Consider the following 14631-nt stretch of genomic DNA (forward strand, 5'->3'; position numbering starts at 1 on the left):
ATTTACAGAAGATTGCTTGCTGTGTGATGCAACTTGCCTCATATTCCAAAACAGGAATTTAAGGGAGGCTGTGATGCCATATTCAAGGCGCAATTTCTTGGCGGGGGGCGCGGGTCTGACTGCGGCCACTGCACTGGGGCTTACATATACACAGGCCCATGCCCAGATCGGGCTGGGCGCAATCAAACTGGATGTGGTCAGTGACGGCTCGCTCACCATTCCTGCCGATTTCACCTTCGGCACGATGTCAAAAGAGGCACTGGCCCCGATCATCGAAAAATACAATCTGTCATCCGAGGTGCTGACACCGCCGTGTAACGTGACCCTGATGCGCCACGGCGATCGCACAATTCTGTTCGATGTCGGTTCTGGCCCCGATTTCACGCCGAATGCCGGTAAATTGCTGGAGTCTCTCGACGCGCTTGGTGTGTCGCCAGATGATGTAACCGACATCATCTTTACCCACGCCCATCCCGATCATCTGTGGGGGCTGCTGGATGATTTCGACGACCCGCTCTTCACCCAGGCCACCTACATGATGGGCAAAACCGAATGGGACTACTGGATGGACCCCGACACGGTAAATGAAATCGGCGAAGCGCGCGCGTCTTTTGCCGTAGGGGCACAACGCAGACTTGAAATGATAGAGGATTCCATGAGCTTTTTCAAAGACGGTGACGAAATCATTCCCGGCGTAGCGGCACGCGCCACCTTCGGGCATACCCCCGGCCATATGGCGTTCGAAATACGTGACGGATCGGAGTCCGCGATGATAGTCGGCGATTGCATCGGCAACCACCACGTGGCCTTCGAGCAGCCCGCATGGATTTCCGGTTCGGATCAGGACGGCGAAACAGCTGCACAAACGCGGCTGCGCCTGCTGGACCAGCTGGCCGCCGAAAAAACCCGCATCATCGGGTTTCACCTGACCGATGGCGGCACCGGATACGTCGACAAAACCGCGTCCGGTTATCATTTTGTGGCGGAGGCATGAGCATGAGATATATTTCCGCATTCTGCGCCCTCGCCGCCTTTCCCGCGCTCGCCAGCGAAGACATAGCCGATCAATATCCGGCATCGGTGCTGTATTCCAAACCTGTCGAAGTGATCCCCCATGTGTTCTCTGCAATCGGGGCCACTGCCCCGCCCACCTATGAGAACGCGGGCCACAACAACAACCTCAGCTTCATCGTCACCGGTGATGGCGTCGTGGTTGTAAACGGCGGCGCGTCCTATCAACTGGCCGAGGCTCTGCACCAGGAAATCAAAGTGGTGACAGACCAGCCCGTAAAGCTGGTGATCAACGAAAACGGTCAGGGGCACGCCATGTTGGGCAATTCCTACTGGGCCGATCAAGGTGTCGAGATTGTCGCCCATGTGGATGCCGCTGCCGAGTTCAAGGAATACGGTCCCCAATCGCTGAGCGCTGCGCAGGCAACCGTGAAAGAGCGTGCGGACAACACCCGCATCGTCCTGCCGACCACCACATTCGAAGACAGCTATATCGTCGAAATGGGCGATATGCAGATCGAGGCCCGCTATCTTGGCCCTGCGCATAGTCCCGGTGATATCGTTGTATGGCTGCCCGAACAAAGCATGGTCATCGCCGGAGATATGGCGTTCCATGAACGCATGTTGCCGATCTTTGCCCACACCATTGCCGCCGACTGGATCGAGACATGGGATACCAAGTTCGAACCGCTGGGCGCTACGTATGTGATCCCCGGCCACGGCCACCCGACAAATATGGATCAGGTTCGCCGCTATACCCGTGATTACTTGCTGTATCTGCGCGAAAAGATCGGCGCGCATATCGATGATGGCGGTGATCTGGCCGACGCCTATTACGTCGACCAGACCCCTTACAAAAATCTGGACACCTTCGAGGAACTGGCAACCAAAAATGCAGGCCGCGTTTACGAACAGATGGAATTCGAATAAAGCGGATCAAGCACCGGCAGGGCGCGGCGACATCCGCCGCGCCAGCGTTACATGGGTCAGCATCGCGCCGATCCACATACAGAACAGGGCAACCCACGCGGTCAGCGCAAAGATCGATCCGCCAGACATGCCCGCGCCGACAGCGCAGCCCCCAGCAAGCATACTGCCAAACCCCATGAGCACAGCGCCAAGCAAATAACGCTCCATCGGTGTATCACGGCCAAAACGTTCTATTCTTGCTTCGCGGCGCAACAATGCCATGCCGCCTGCACCAACAAACACACCCGGCACCAGCCCGACGCCAAAACCCAGCGGAATTTCGGCGGCATTGACCAGCCCCATCAGCGTGTCGGTGGATGGACCTGTAAAAGTGACAGACGAGATCGGCACAACATCGAAAGAAGCTTGCGCAATCGCGTATGTCAGCCACCATCCAAGCCCCACCGCGATGCCGACACCTGCCGCCGCCACTGCCTCGCTGGTGGGGATGGCGCGGCGACGCGCGAATATAAAGGCGCAGACAGTGCCCGCAGCAGCAAGCACGGCTGCGAGCGTAGAACCCATCCCGATGTGGGACAGGATGTTGCGTTCCTCCCCGCCCTGAAGCAGCCAGAGGCCTGCAAGATCCTCCCGCAATGGAGAGAGCGCACCGCGCAGCGATGCCTGGGCCACAAGCGTCAATACCAGACCGGTGATCAGGGCGCGCAGATTTCCGGTGGCGCTGAGAACCAGCAACCGGCTGGCACAGCCCCGCGCAAGGATCATCCCACAGCCAAACACCAAGCCACCGATAATAGCTCCCGAAAGGCTACCGGTTGCCGCCAGCGGACGCGCTTGGGATACGTCAAGCAGACCTGCCGCAATGGCACCTTGTACAAAAAAAACCGCAACCGAAAACGCGATCAGCCAGATCGACAGACGCGGCCCGAACACACCACCCGCAACCTCTACCGTTGCGGCACGCAGGCAAAAACGCGAATGTTGCGCAGCAGCGCCAAAAACCAGCCCTGTTACACCACCGGCGACGGCCAGAACCGCGCCGTCACCCCAGTTGTCTATCAGTGCTTCCAGCATGTTTCATTCCTGCGTTTGCAGGCCAGAACGCCGGCGGCTATTGCGCCGCCAAAGGCATACGCGCCAACTGGCACTGGCCCCACAACTCCTCCAGCGCGCCGAGGAGATGATCGATATCTGCTGCGCTGTGCACAGGGGACGGCGTGATGCGCAGCCGCTCCGTGCCTTTGGGAACGGTCGGATAATTGATCGGCTGGATATAAATACCGTACTCTTGCAGCAGCATGTCCGAGATGAATTTGCACTTGTGCGGGTCGCCCACCATTACGGGAATGATATGGCTGGGGTTTTCCACATGCGGAATGCCGATGGCATCCAGACGCGCGCGCACTTCGGCAACCTTTGCCTGCTGGGTATCACGCTCCACACTGCTGTCCTTTAGATGGCGGATAGAGGCCGCAGCCCCCGCTGCCACCGCTGGCGGCAGTGCAGTGGTAAAGATAAACCCGCTGGCGAAACTACGCACAAAATCGCACAGCTCGGCCGAGGCAGCGATATAGCCGCCGACAACGCCGAATGCCTTACCCAGTGTTCCTTCGATAACCGTGATACGATCCATCAGGCCCTCGCGTTCGGCTACACCGCCGCCGCGCGGCCCGTAAAGCCCCACACCATGCACTTCGTCGAGATATGTCATGGCGTTGTATTTGTCGGCCAGATCGCAGATTTCCTTGATCGGGGCGATATCCCCATCCATTGAATAAACGCTTTCAAAAGCGATCAGTTTGGGGCGTTCAAGCGGCAATGCGGCCAACATGGCCTCAAGGTCGGCCAGATCGTTGTGCTTCCAGATCATCCGCTCGGCTTTGGAATGGCGGATGCCTTCGATCATCGATGCATGGTTCAGCGCGTCCGAGAGCACGACACAGTCGGGGATGCGCCCCGCCAGCGTGCCAAGCGCCGCCCAGTTCGAGACATAACCGGACGTGAACAACAGCGCGTCCTGTTTTCCATGCAAATCGGCCAGTTCCGCTTCTAGCAGCACGTGGTCGTGCGTGGTGCCGGAGATATTGCGCGTCCCGCCTGCCCCTGCGCCGCAGCGGTCAAGCGCTTCGTGCATGGCGCTCAGCACTTTGGGATGCTGGCCCATGCCCAGATAATCGTTCGAACACCAGATTGTCACATCTGCCGTTTCGCCCCCGCGCGATGTTGCCCGCGGGAACGCGCCGCAATGGCGCTCTAGCTGTGCAAAGACGCGGTAGTTTCCCGCAGTGCGCAGATCATCCAGCGCGGATTTGAAAAAGCCCTGATAATCCATTACTCGCCAACCGCCTCCCGCGCGATATCGTCAAGCAGTGCTTGCACTTCCTGCATCGGGCCTTCGGGATAGTTCCGGTAACCGATCATCACGCGGCCCTGCCGTTCGGCAACAAAAATACCATACGGGCAATGGGCGATGTTCATCGGATTGATCTCCATCACCTTGCGCGACAGAACAGCCGAACAGAATACAAAGATATCCGCCGCCTCGAACAGCGGCTCGGTGCTGCCTACGTCTGCGCCGGTGCGGTTCAGCATATCGCCCGTGTGGCTGACATAGTCGATGACAAGTCCCTTACCGACAATCGCACTTTCCACGCTAAAGGTCGCGTCATCAAAACTGCCGTCGAAATCATAGACAGTTGATGTGTTGTCTGCCCGCGCTGCACCAAACGACAATGCAAGTACCAGACCGGCCAAAAAAGTAGAACGCATAGGAATATCCCCTCAAGTTTCAGGCATGATGCCCGATGTTCAAAGGCCGGACATTGTCCTAGATCAAACTCCGGCCTTCATTTGCGTATAAATCCGGCTTTATGCGCCGAACATGTCGGCGGTGATACCTGCGTACCAGCCCTCGGATTCCTCATAGGTAGTTTTGCGCAGCTCTGCCGTTTCACCCGTCGCAGAAATGAAGCCGTCAACCTTGGCAATCTTTTCGTCCGTCGCTTCGTAGGTTGCGCCCACTTTCACACCGTTGTTGGTATCGATCAGCGACCAGCAGGTGTTGGAGAATTTGGCCGGGAACACGCGCGATCCGGTTAGCGCGCCGCGCACGGCGTTGGCGCAAACCTTGGCCTGACTATTGGCCGAAAAGCCCGATTTCGGCATATCACCCTGATTGGCGGAATCGCCCAGCACATAGACATCCGCGTCCACCTTGGAAGACATGTCAGCAGCATTTACCGGTGCCCAGTTGCCCTCCGTCACGCCGGCCAGTTCTGCAATGTGGCCCGCTTTCATTGCGGGGATGACATTGCAAACGTCTACGCTGTTGGCTTCCCCGTCAATGGTGAGGGTCATCGCCACAGGGTCAACAGACACATTACCGCCGCCAAAGTCCTGACCGATCCAGTCGATCATGCCGCCATAGATATCCGCCCAGCCCTCCTGAAACAGCGCCTGTTTGGAGAATTTGGATTTCGGGTCTGCCACAATGATCTTGGCGGTCGGGTTGTTCGCCTTGAGATAGTGCGCAACCATCGAAACACGCTCGTATGGTCCAGGTGGGCAGCGGTAGGGGTTCGGCGGTGCCACCATGGCAAATGTGCCACCTTCGGGCATCGCCATCAGCTGCGCTTTCAATAATTCGGTCTGGGAGCCGCCCTTATAGGCATGCGGCATGGCGTTTTGTGCGGACAGGTCCCAGCCTTCAACGGCACCATCTACAAAATCGATCCCCGGCGAAAGGATCAGCTTGTCATAGGGCACTGATCCGCCACTGGCGAGCGCAACGGTTTTTGCATCACGGTCCACGCCGATGGCCCAGTCATGCACCACATTCACACCGCCGGCAGCCAACCCGCCGTAAGAGTGGCCCAGATCGTCCATCTCTTTGAGACCGCCAAGATATAGATTTGAAAAGAAACAGGTATAATACTCACGCGAAGGCTCGATCAGCATCACGTCGATCTCGCCTTTGCTGTCTTTCGCGATGTAGCGCGCGGCAGTTGCCCCGCCCGCACCGCCGCCAACCACAACAACCCGTGGTTTGCCGCTTCCTGCGGCAAATACAGTTGGTGCAGACAGGCTGGCCGCAGCCGCAGCACCGGTGCCCAAGAAAATGCGTCTGTTCAGTTTCATCGTATTCTCCTCCCAGAGTTCGACCTGCTATTCGAGGTCTTTGAAATACGCAGCCAGCGCTGCGATCTCTTCGTCAGACAAACGTCCCGCCATCATCTGCATGACGGGGTGCGGTCTGAGTTTGCGCTTGTAAGCGTGCATCGCAACAACAAAATCTTCTTCCGGCCATCCGCTTACGCCCGGGATACCGTCATTTGCGCCGCTGGACTGGTGACAGGTCTGACATTCACTGGCGAGGTATTCACCGTATTCAGGATCCCCTTTCAGGGCCAGAATGGCAGGGTCCAGATCATGATCGGTGCCGCGCGCGGTCGGTTCTGCCTCAGGGATATTTGAAGGATCGTCCGAATACACCCGCAAATACGCAAGAACATCCCGTCGCTCCTGCGCATCCTTGATACCGCGAAAGCTCATCCGTGTTTTGGATACCAGCGCACGGGGATTTTCAAGATAGGCGTCCAGCGTCCGGTCGGTCCAGATCAATCCGTCATTGCCCATGCGGATCATGTTTTTCGAGTATTTAACACCCTCAATGGTTCCCGCCGTCCGCCCGAAAACGCCGTTAAGATGGGGACCGACGCGGTTCTTTGCGCCCTCGCCGACTTCGTGGCAGGATGCGCATTGCCTGAATACTTGTTCGCCTCTTTCGCGGTCACCGTCTTCACTGGCAAGCGTGGCCCCTGCCACCATAACGGCGGCAAGAGTAACATTTATGGGCCAGATTGCTTTCACGGGGTTAGTCCGCAAATGATTTCAGATATTCAATCACGGCCAGCTGGTCTTCTTCTTTCTTGAGGCCAGCGAAAGACATCTTTGTGCCTTTCAAATAGTCTTTTGGCTTTTCAAGAAATGCGGCCAGTTCCGCTTCGGACCAGACCAGACCGTCTTCCGCAGCGGCCATCAGCGGTTTGGAATATTTGAAACCGTCGACCGCACCTGCCGGATGATCGACGATGCCATTGAGGATTGGACCAACCCTGTTTTTGGCCCCGTCACCGACCTGATGGCACGCTTTGCACTTTCGAAACACCTTTTCACCGTCCGCGGCAAGCGCTGCGTCAAATGATGCAGCCGCAACAGCGGGTTCCGCCTCTGGCTCGGGTTGGGCAGCGGGGGTTTCGGCAACCACTGATTCAGGCTCCTGCGCCGCGGCCGCCTCTTCTTCCGCAGCGGCGGCTTCTCCCTCGTCCTGCGGCGTTACGTCCAGCACCATGGCGCGCATGGTGACTTTTACCGGTTCATCCTTGCAATTTTCCATGCATGGCTCACCCGACCATTGCGCGTATTCCGTCTGCGGGCGGTTATCGACAAAAAAACCGTCGGCGTTTGGCATTTCCACGTTAAAGAACGTCTCTTTTGACAACACAAAATCGTCTTCAATCAGATCATTGGAATAAAGGATGTAGGCGACAAGCGCGTATGTTTCATCATCCGTCAGCGTACCGGCATCACCATACGGCATCGAACGTTTGATGTAATCAAACGCAGTTGACAAATAGGGCCAATACGACCCGACCGTTTTTAGCGGGTCTTCGCGGTCAAGCGTATCTGCCCCGCCTGCCAGTTTCGGCCAGTTGTCAATCCCCTCGGCGAAATCACCGTGGCAGGCGGCGCATTTGTCGGCAAACAGAACCTCGCCGTCAATCGCATCGCCGGAGCCTGCGGGCAATCCTATACCATCAGGGCTGACATCACCGTCCCACGCAGCAATTTCTTCGGGCAAGGCTGTACGCCCGAGGCCGAATTTATCTGCCATGGCGGGGCTGGCCACCAGTGACAGAGCGGTCAAGAGTGCTGTTGATTTAAGATACTTCGACATTTTCCGCCTCACCGTTCTCGCGTACCAGCCATGTCTGGATTGCGTTGTTGTGATAGATTGAGTTCAGGCCGCGCACGTCACGCAATTGCGTCTTTGTCGGCTGGATGTATCCGCTTTCGTCAATGGCGCGGCTTTGCAGCATCATTTTCGAACCGTCCCATTCGGTGTCCAGATAGAAGCGCGTCAGCGCCATTTTCTCTCCGGGCTTGGAAAGTCGCGCAGTTTCCCATGTCATGCCACCATCCTTGGAGACATCGACACGCGTAATCGCACCGTTACCCGACCACGCCAGACCGGAAATCACCAACGGCCCTTTGCCGTGCGTGATGGGGGACTGCGGGCTGGGGCTGGTCACAACAGATTTCGCGTCCATCGCCCACGTCCATTTGCGGCTTGTCCCGTCCGCCATCGTGTCGGTGTATTTCGACGTTTCCTCCCGGCTTTCAACAGCTTGGTCAGTCACTTCGATCCGGCGGATCCATTTGACCCACATGTTGCCTTCCCAACCGGGCACGACGAGGCGTACTGGATACCCGTGCTCTTTACGCAATGCCTCGCCGTTTGCCTTGAACGCGACGAGCACATCGTCCAAAGCTTTTTCCATAGGGATCGAGCGGCCGTTGGAGGACGCATCCGCACCCTCGACAAACACCCACTTGTCCTTGAGATCGCCAGCCGTATCCAGACCCGCCTCTTCCAGCAGGGTGCGCAGCGGCACGCCGGTGTATTCCATGTTGTGAATCATACCGTGGGTGAATTGCGCGCCGTTCAACTGCGCACCTGCCCATTCCATCCCCGAATTCGCGGCACACTCGCAGAAATACACGTGATTTTCACGCGGAAACCGCTCCAGATCAGCGTAGGTGAACACAAGGGGCGTATCCACAAGACCGTTGATCATCAGCCGGTAATCTTCTTTTCTCAACTCGATCGCGCCGGAGTGGTGACGCTCGAACGCGCAGCCTTGCGGTGTGATCGTTCCGTCCAACGCGTGGATCGGCGTGAAGTTGATCGAACTGATGGTATCCGCCGTCAACCACTCCACGTTGCGGCGCACCACGTCATCCTCGAACCGGATCGGCAGGCCGTAGGGTGTTTCATCGACACCGTCGCCAAACGACTGTGCCCATGGTTGTAGCTCTGTGATCAGCGGATCAGGCGTTGCTGCCTTGGCTGTCGTCGCGGTTAACGCGCCTGCCCCCGCTGCGGCGGCACCGCGCAAGAACGCGCGCCGTGATGTTCCATTCGGTGTGTCATGGTCTGACATGGGAATACACTCCTTCTTCTGCGGTCCGCTTACGCGCCAACCACTTTCACACTGTTGTTGGGATCGAGCGAGACTGTTCCCTGCTTGGCAATATGCGCTTCGACAACATCCCAGATCGCAGGCCCCTCTGTGCCCTCGTTGACAGAGGCCCAGCCCGCTACCTGATAGGTTTTGGACGGATCAATCGCCTCGCCTGTTTTCAGCAGCGTCATTTCGGTGATCCGCTCGCCCTGCGGCTTGCTCACATCGATCCGGTAGCCAAGGCCACCCACGCGCACCATATCACCGCCCTGCTGGTAGTAGGGATCGGGATTGAACAGATTGTCGGCCACGTCTTCCAGCACGACATGCAGGAATTCGCCTGTCATCTCGTTGCGATAGGCTTCGCCGTAGCTCATCGAGGTTACGTTCCAGATGTCTTCGCGCGTGATGTCCTGACCGGGCAGGATCGACGGCCCCCAGCGCACACCTGGCGACATGGCAATATCCGCCTCACGCTCGGAAATCAGCGCATCGCAGATCAGATCGTCCCACGTGCCGTTAAAGTTACCGCGGCGATAAAGCAGTTGATCATCTGCTGTGCGGCCAATCACTTCGCTCAATGCGTCTGCATATGGTTCGCGCTGTGCATCAATCACCTTGGTCACTTCGGGGTCCGGCGTGATAACGTCGGAAAAGATCGGGATCAGCTTGTGCCGGAAACCCATCATCCGCCCGTCGCGAACATCCAGATCAACACGGCTGACAAATTTCCCGTTGGAGCCTGAGGCGACGATGATCGTATCGCCCACCAGCACCGGTTCGGGCAGCGCGTCATGGGTGTGGCCCGACAGGATCACATCAATGCCTGTCACTTTGCCCGCCATCTGTTTGTCTACGTCAAAGCCGTTGTGCGACAGGCAAACAACCAGCTCGGCACCCTGCGCACGGACATCATCAACCATCTGTTGCATGTTTTCATCGCGAATACCGAAAGAATATTCCGGAAACATCCAACCCGGATTGGCGATGGGCATATAGGGGAAGGCCTGACCGATGACGGCGATTTTGACGCCGCCACGTTCAAAGAATTTATACGGCGGGAACAGCTCTGCCGGCTCGTCCCACTCCGCATCAAAAATATTCTGGCCAAGGGCGGCAAAGGGTAGCCCCTGAACGATTTCATTTACCCGCTCCGATCCCAGCGTGAATTCCCAGTGGAATGTCATCGCGTCAGGTTTCAGCGCGTTCATCACATTTACCATATCCTGACCTTGGGTGTGGTAGCAGGTATAGCTGCCGTGCCATGTATCACCACCATCCAGCAGCAGCGCATCAGGACGGTCTGCGCGGATAGAATTGATTACGGTTGAAACACGATCCAACCCGCCGACGCGGCCATAGCTTTGCGCAAGTGCGCTGAAATCGTTGTATGTTAGGGCGTAAGCAGACGGGCTGCCGTCATCAATGCCGTACAGCTTGCGGAAATCCGCGCCTGTGACGTGCGGCACCGCACCTTTGTTGCCACCAACCCCGATATTGATCGACGGTTCGCGGAAATAGATCGGCTTTAGCTGCGCGTGAATATCCGTAATGTGGATCAGCGAGACATTCCCGAAGGTGTCAAACTCCAGCAGCTTGTCCTGCGTCATCGCCTGCTGTGCCGCCAGCCGCGCCCAATTGCCAAAACCCGAAGTGCCGTAAAGAGCGGCGGCGGCCATGCTGGTTTGTAAAAAATCACGGCGAGAAATCATCTCAAGGCTCCTGTCACGCATACATATGCGCATGATTGAATGGGTTGGATGCGAAAAACCCCGCGCCGATCGCTCGGGCGGGGTTTACGCGTACTGTTAGTTGCGGACGGAAGGGCCCTCAACGCTCAGGCCGTTGCCGCGTGATGCAACATACAACTCAAGCGCAACAAATTCGGGGCTGCCGGGGCTGTATGTCTCGGCGCGCGTATCGCGGATACACCCTTTGAAACGGGAGTGAGAGCCGTTCAGCTTGGTGTTTTTCAGACGATAAACAGGAAAACCGTTGATCTGGCCCTGGCTCAGGTGGTCTGCACGGATCATCATGCCGTAACTGTCTTCGTGACAGTTAGCGCAAGACAATTCCAACTGACCTGTACGGGTATAGTACATTTCCTTGCCCTTTTCCCACGTCGATTGCGCAGGACCGTCAATGGCAACATTCACAGGCACCCCACGGGAGACGGACGCAAGCGCTGCTTCCATGTTGATCGCTGTGCCGCTGTCGTATTTCCACGCTTCCGCGCCCATGCGCTCCGTCCGGCAATCGTTCACCTGCATCTGCAAGGTGCGAACTTCACCGGCTGCTTCGTTCCACTTGGGATAGGTGGCTTTGACACCCGCCATGCTGTCGATATCGTTGTGACAGGATGCGCAGGATTTACCTTCGCTTCCGTCCACCTTGGACCATGTATCCATTCCCTGCTCGACAAAAATCATGCCGGGGTTGTCAAAATCGTCCATCTGCATCGCACGAGTTTCTGTCCCGCGGAACAACCAGCCCGACATCACTTCGTCCAGCGCCTCGGAGACATGATCAGGTGCCGCAGTACGCACCACCATTTCCGTCTCTTCGTTGAGGACCAAATTATCGTCAACCGGATCCGCAAACGCGCCCGATGTCGAAAGTAGTGCCGCCATAACGGCGCCCGTTAATATCCGCATAGTATCCCTCCCAAGAAGTCTGCGTTCAGCCTACTGTGATTTCTTTTGTTTCTTCATAGACCGAGCCGTCGTCGTCGTACCATGTGAACTTAAACTCACCGGCCTCGGGGACCATGGCTTCAAATTCCAGATACGGGTTTGTCGAAATCGCGGGTTCCAGCGTCACATCGACCACGTTTTCACCATTAAATTCACAGGTAAAGCGGTTGATGATCGAGCGCGGGATTACGTTACCTTCTTTATCCTTGCGCTGGCCGGATTCCATCTTGTGGCTGATCAGCGTTTTGATGGTGATCGAGTCACCGGCTGTTGCCTTTTTGGGTACTTTGACGCGAGGTTTTACACCAGATGCCATGTTAATTCTCCTTGAAGAGTTTAGCCGCCGCAGCCGCCGATTGTTACTTTGACAGTGCTTGATGTCTGCACAAATGTGCCGTCATCCAGCTTGGCGATTGCAACTACATCCTGCGTACCCGCAAGGCGGATGCGTGTGGATGCAGAGCGGGACGCCGCCAGTTTGCCGAATTTGAATGTCGCGACCGCAGGCGTCGGGTTACCCATCGCAAGAACCAGAATTTCCGCAGCGGTTTCCGAGGAAACCTCGATCGGCACTGTGTTACCGTTTTCAGCGATTTCCGGCGCAGTCAGTGTGATATCGCCGGCACCCACCTCGGCACCGCCCGTGAACTCTGCAATCAGGTCTTCTGCTGCCGCGAATACGCGCACAGGCAGACCTGCAATCAAAAGGGCACCTGCCCCCATTGCAATCGCATTGCGTCTGGTCATTTCCATTGTGTTGTCTCCTTCATCCCCCGTGGGGTTTGATTATTCTTTCAGCGTCGCAAGGTATGCGACAACATCTTCAATCTGCTGCGCGGACAAAAGCGGGCCGAATGTCTCGTCCGCAGCCTTGCCCGTATAGGCGTTTCCGGGACGGACAAACCCTTCCGTCTTGTAGAAGGACGGCATCATGCTGTCTTCGAACATGATCTTTGCGTTCGCGACGATCCCGCGCAATTCAGCCTCGCTCCACCGTTCTCCCGCGCCATCAAGCATCGGGCCGATTTCACCGTGAAACGGCACTTCTTCGGCCAGATCGGTGACCATATGACATGCAACGCAGTTGCCCTGCCCCTTGTCGCCCACGATGATGCGGCCGTTTGCAGGGTCACCTGCAACGCCGGTCAGGGACTGTTCTACAGCGCCCTCGGTATAGCTGACGTCGGTTGGCGCGACCTCCTGTGCGAATGCACCCGATGCTACGACACCCGCCGTTATGGCTGTGATGACAGAAATCCTCATAAGTCCTCCCAAAGACTGTGTACTGCATACCGTAGCGCACAGTTTTGCCGGGACGCAACAACAAATTCAATAAACTGAATTATATTATCTGATGCATCCGCAACGTTCATCGTCGCGCGTTATTGGCTTTGTTCCGCGAATTTGCGCGCGTGGTATTTCTGAAAGCTTTCCTCGCCTTCATAGCCGTGCTCGACCACCCAATTCAGCATGTTGAACGTTGTGTGCCGCCCGAACGCACCGGGCATTGTCGCGACAGCCACCTGTGATGCAGGCAGGTCATCCCCCGCCTCTTCAGGGAAAAACAGGATTGTGGGCGTAAACAGCGCCCCCCATCGTTTCACCATGTCTTTCTCCGGCAAGGTTGTGCCGTCAAAATCCGTGACTTCGATATCGCCAAACATGTTGATCTGCACAACAAAGAAATTCTCGTCGATGTAATTGGCGATTTCCTCGACCGGAAACACTTCTTCGTGCATCTTTTTGCAATAGATGCAGCCACGCTGTTCAATCATTACCATCAGGCGTTTGCCCTCCGAATTGGCTTCTTCCAGATCCTCGCCAAGGTCCTTGAACGTGTCGCGCATCCACGGGGCTTTGTGCAGGCCGTCATCCCCCAGCCCTGCTGCGAGGGCACCGGTTGCCATCATCAGAACCGCGATACCGGCTGTGAACAGTTGTCTCATCTGATTTCCTCCCGTTATCCTATTGTGCCAAAGGTGGGCATCACCTCCAGCATCCATTGCGCGATGTAATTCACCGAATTCGTGGCGATCAACAAACCAAAAACAATCAGCATCACACCCATGATTTTCTCAATTTTTCCAAGATGTTTACGGAACTTCTGCATCCAGCGCATGAAGGGGCCGATAAACAGGGCCGCCAGAATGAAAGGTGCGGTCATACCAACCCCGTACACAAACAGCAGCCACGCGCCGGTCGAGGCGGTATCCGCTCCCGCCGCCGTGAACAGGATCGCCGCCAGCACCGGCCCCACACAGGGCGTCCACCCGAAGGCAAACGCCAGACCGATCACATAAGCGCCCATAAGGCTGACGTTTGAGGTGTTGCCGGAATCCGCGCGCATCTGGCGATAGAGTATGCCGATACGGATGACCCCCAGAAAATGCAGCCCCATAGCAATGATGATCGCCGCGGCGATCCAGCGCAGAATGTCAAAGTATTCGCGCACAACCTGTCCGAACACGCTGGCCGCAGCGCCCAGCCCCATAAAGATGGTAATCACACCCGCAGCAAAGAAACACGCGGCCAGCACGGCGCGGGTGCGTGTCCTGCCGTCGATTGTCGCATCGGCCGAAATCTGGTTCATGCCGACACCGGCAAGATAGCTCAGATAAAACGGGACAATCGGCAGGATACAGGGCGACAGAAACGAAAGAAGCCCCGCAAACGCAGCCCCGGCAAAGGTAATGTCCATCATCGCAACGTCCCGCCCTTGTGTCATTCACATATTCATATTACGTTATCTGATA

General features: G+C 56.8%; 16 protein-coding genes. 2 read left to right on the forward strand and 14 right to left on the reverse strand.

Translation table 11 applies throughout. The features are described from left to right. Positions 1-73 precede the first annotated feature (73 nt). Together OS189_RS07210 and OS189_RS07215 are read left to right on the forward strand one after the other, a co-directional pair. A complete protein-coding gene (locus tag OS189_RS07210) occupies positions 74-994 on the forward strand; it encodes an MBL fold metallo-hydrolase (protein ID WP_267166624.1) in 921 nt (306 codons plus the stop codon). Between the two features lie 2 nt (positions 995-996). Then, positions 997-1941 carry an MBL fold metallo-hydrolase gene (locus OS189_RS07215; RefSeq protein ID WP_267166625.1) on the forward strand — a complete coding sequence of 315 codons (945 nt, stop codon included), beginning with the start codon at positions 997-999 and terminating at the stop codon, positions 1939-1941. A 6-nt stretch (positions 1942-1947) separates the two neighbouring features. On the opposite strand, the gene OS189_RS07220 is transcribed toward OS189_RS07215, so the two are convergent. From OS189_RS07220 to OS189_RS07285, 14 genes are all read right to left on the reverse strand, one after another. After that, positions 1948-3015, reverse strand: a complete 1068-nt coding sequence (locus OS189_RS07220) for a YeeE/YedE family protein (protein ID WP_267166626.1) — start codon at positions 3013-3015, stop codon at positions 1948-1950. A gap of 37 nt (positions 3016-3052) precedes the next feature. After that, entirely contained in the window at positions 3053-4273 is a 1221-nt protein-coding gene (hemA, locus tag OS189_RS07225; RefSeq protein WP_267166627.1) for a 5-aminolevulinate synthase, read from the reverse strand. Then, complete coding sequence (locus OS189_RS07230; protein ID WP_267166628.1) at positions 4273-4710, reverse strand: DUF302 domain-containing protein; 438 nt, start codon at positions 4708-4710, stop codon at positions 4273-4275. Before OS189_RS07230 ends, hemA begins: the two co-directional genes overlap by 1 nt. A 99-nt stretch (positions 4711-4809) precedes the next feature. Then, entirely contained in the window at positions 4810-6078 is a 1269-nt protein-coding gene (locus tag OS189_RS07235; RefSeq protein WP_267166629.1) for an NAD(P)/FAD-dependent oxidoreductase, read from the reverse strand. Positions 6079-6105: 27 nt separating this feature from the next. Continuing rightward, complete coding sequence (locus tag OS189_RS07240) at positions 6106-6768, reverse strand: c-type cytochrome (RefSeq protein WP_267167004.1); 663 nt, start codon at positions 6766-6768, stop codon at positions 6106-6108. A 46-nt stretch (positions 6769-6814) separates the two neighbouring features. Continuing rightward, complete coding sequence (locus OS189_RS07245) at positions 6815-7897, reverse strand: c-type cytochrome (RefSeq protein WP_267166630.1); 1083 nt, start codon at positions 7895-7897, stop codon at positions 6815-6817. Further along, positions 7881-9164, reverse strand: a complete 1284-nt coding sequence (soxC, locus tag OS189_RS07250; protein ID WP_267166631.1) for a sulfite dehydrogenase — start codon at positions 9162-9164, stop codon at positions 7881-7883. Before soxC ends, OS189_RS07245 begins: the two co-directional genes overlap by 17 nt. Positions 9165-9193: 29 nt before the next feature. Continuing rightward, positions 9194-10897 carry a thiosulfohydrolase SoxB gene (soxB, locus tag OS189_RS07255; protein WP_267166632.1) on the reverse strand — a complete coding sequence of 568 codons (1704 nt, stop codon included), beginning with the start codon at positions 10895-10897 and terminating at the stop codon, positions 9194-9196. A gap of 96 nt (positions 10898-10993) precedes the next feature. After that, positions 10994-11839 (reverse strand): sulfur oxidation c-type cytochrome SoxA, encoded by an 846-nt coding sequence (gene soxA, locus OS189_RS07260; protein ID WP_267166633.1) that lies wholly within the window; start codon positions 11837-11839, stop codon positions 10994-10996. Positions 11840-11864: 25 nt separating this feature from the next. Continuing rightward, a complete protein-coding gene (gene soxZ / locus OS189_RS07265; RefSeq protein WP_267166634.1) occupies positions 11865-12194 on the reverse strand; it encodes a thiosulfate oxidation carrier complex protein SoxZ in 330 nt (109 codons plus the stop codon). A 20-nt stretch (positions 12195-12214) separates the two neighbouring features. After that, on the reverse strand, positions 12215-12631 hold the full coding sequence (gene soxY / locus OS189_RS07270) for a thiosulfate oxidation carrier protein SoxY (protein WP_267166635.1): 417 nt from the start codon (positions 12629-12631) through the stop codon (positions 12215-12217). Positions 12632-12664: 33 nt separating this feature from the next. Beyond that, the gene (soxX, locus tag OS189_RS07275) at positions 12665-13141 is read right to left on the reverse strand and encodes a sulfur oxidation c-type cytochrome SoxX (protein ID WP_267166636.1); all 477 of its coding nucleotides are present in this window, start codon (positions 13139-13141) and stop codon (positions 12665-12667) included. 119 nt (positions 13142-13260) lie between these two features. Continuing rightward, positions 13261-13824: a thioredoxin family protein gene (locus OS189_RS07280; RefSeq protein ID WP_267166637.1), complete on the reverse strand. Its 564-nt coding sequence runs from the start codon at positions 13822-13824 to the stop codon at positions 13261-13263. Between the two features lie 14 nt (positions 13825-13838). Further along, entirely contained in the window at positions 13839-14579 is a 741-nt protein-coding gene (locus OS189_RS07285) for a cytochrome c biogenesis CcdA family protein (RefSeq protein ID WP_267167005.1), read from the reverse strand. Positions 14580-14631: the final 52 nt, after the last annotated feature.

It is taken from the genome of Sulfitobacter sp. F26169L, assembly GCF_026410285.1.
In the GTDB taxonomy this organism is placed as follows: Bacteria; Pseudomonadota; Alphaproteobacteria; order Rhodobacterales; family Rhodobacteraceae; genus Sulfitobacter.

Excerpts from the sequence above, each read along its gene's own strand:
- OS189_RS07210 (WP_267166624.1), top strand. The coding sequence starts at position 74 with ATGCCATATTCAAGGCGCAATTTCTTGGCGGGGGGCGCGGGTCTGACT.
- OS189_RS07215 (WP_267166625.1), top strand. The coding sequence starts at position 997 with ATGAGATATATTTCCGCATTCTGCGCCCTCGCCGCCTTTCCCGCGCTC.
- OS189_RS07220 (WP_267166626.1), bottom strand. The coding sequence starts at position 3,015 with ATGCTGGAAGCACTGATAGACAACTGGGGTGACGGCGCGGTTCTGGCC.
- hemA (WP_267166627.1), bottom strand. The coding sequence starts at position 4,273 with ATGGATTATCAGGGCTTTTTCAAATCCGCGCTGGATGATCTGCGCACT.
- OS189_RS07230 (WP_267166628.1), bottom strand. The coding sequence starts at position 4,710 with ATGCGTTCTACTTTTTTGGCCGGTCTGGTACTTGCATTGTCGTTTGGT.
- OS189_RS07235 (WP_267166629.1), bottom strand. The coding sequence starts at position 6,078 with ATGAAACTGAACAGACGCATTTTCTTGGGCACCGGTGCTGCGGCTGCG.
- OS189_RS07240 (WP_267167004.1), bottom strand. The coding sequence starts at position 6,768 with ATGGTGGCAGGGGCCACGCTTGCCAGTGAAGACGGTGACCGCGAAAGA.
- OS189_RS07245 (WP_267166630.1), bottom strand. The coding sequence starts at position 7,897 with ATGTCGAAGTATCTTAAATCAACAGCACTCTTGACCGCTCTGTCACTG.
- soxC (WP_267166631.1), bottom strand. The coding sequence starts at position 9,164 with ATGTCAGACCATGACACACCGAATGGAACATCACGGCGCGCGTTCTTG.
- soxB (WP_267166632.1), bottom strand. The coding sequence starts at position 10,897 with ATGATTTCTCGCCGTGATTTTTTACAAACCAGCATGGCCGCCGCCGCT.
- soxA (WP_267166633.1), bottom strand. The coding sequence starts at position 11,839 with ATGCGGATATTAACGGGCGCCGTTATGGCGGCACTACTTTCGACATCG.
- soxZ (WP_267166634.1), bottom strand. The coding sequence starts at position 12,194 with ATGGCATCTGGTGTAAAACCTCGCGTCAAAGTACCCAAAAAGGCAACA.
- soxY (WP_267166635.1), bottom strand. The coding sequence starts at position 12,631 with ATGGAAATGACCAGACGCAATGCGATTGCAATGGGGGCAGGTGCCCTT.
- soxX (WP_267166636.1), bottom strand. The coding sequence starts at position 13,141 with ATGAGGATTTCTGTCATCACAGCCATAACGGCGGGTGTCGTAGCATCG.
- OS189_RS07280 (WP_267166637.1), bottom strand. The coding sequence starts at position 13,824 with ATGAGACAACTGTTCACAGCCGGTATCGCGGTTCTGATGATGGCAACC.
- OS189_RS07285 (WP_267167005.1), bottom strand. The coding sequence starts at position 14,579 with ATGATGGACATTACCTTTGCCGGGGCTGCGTTTGCGGGGCTTCTTTCG.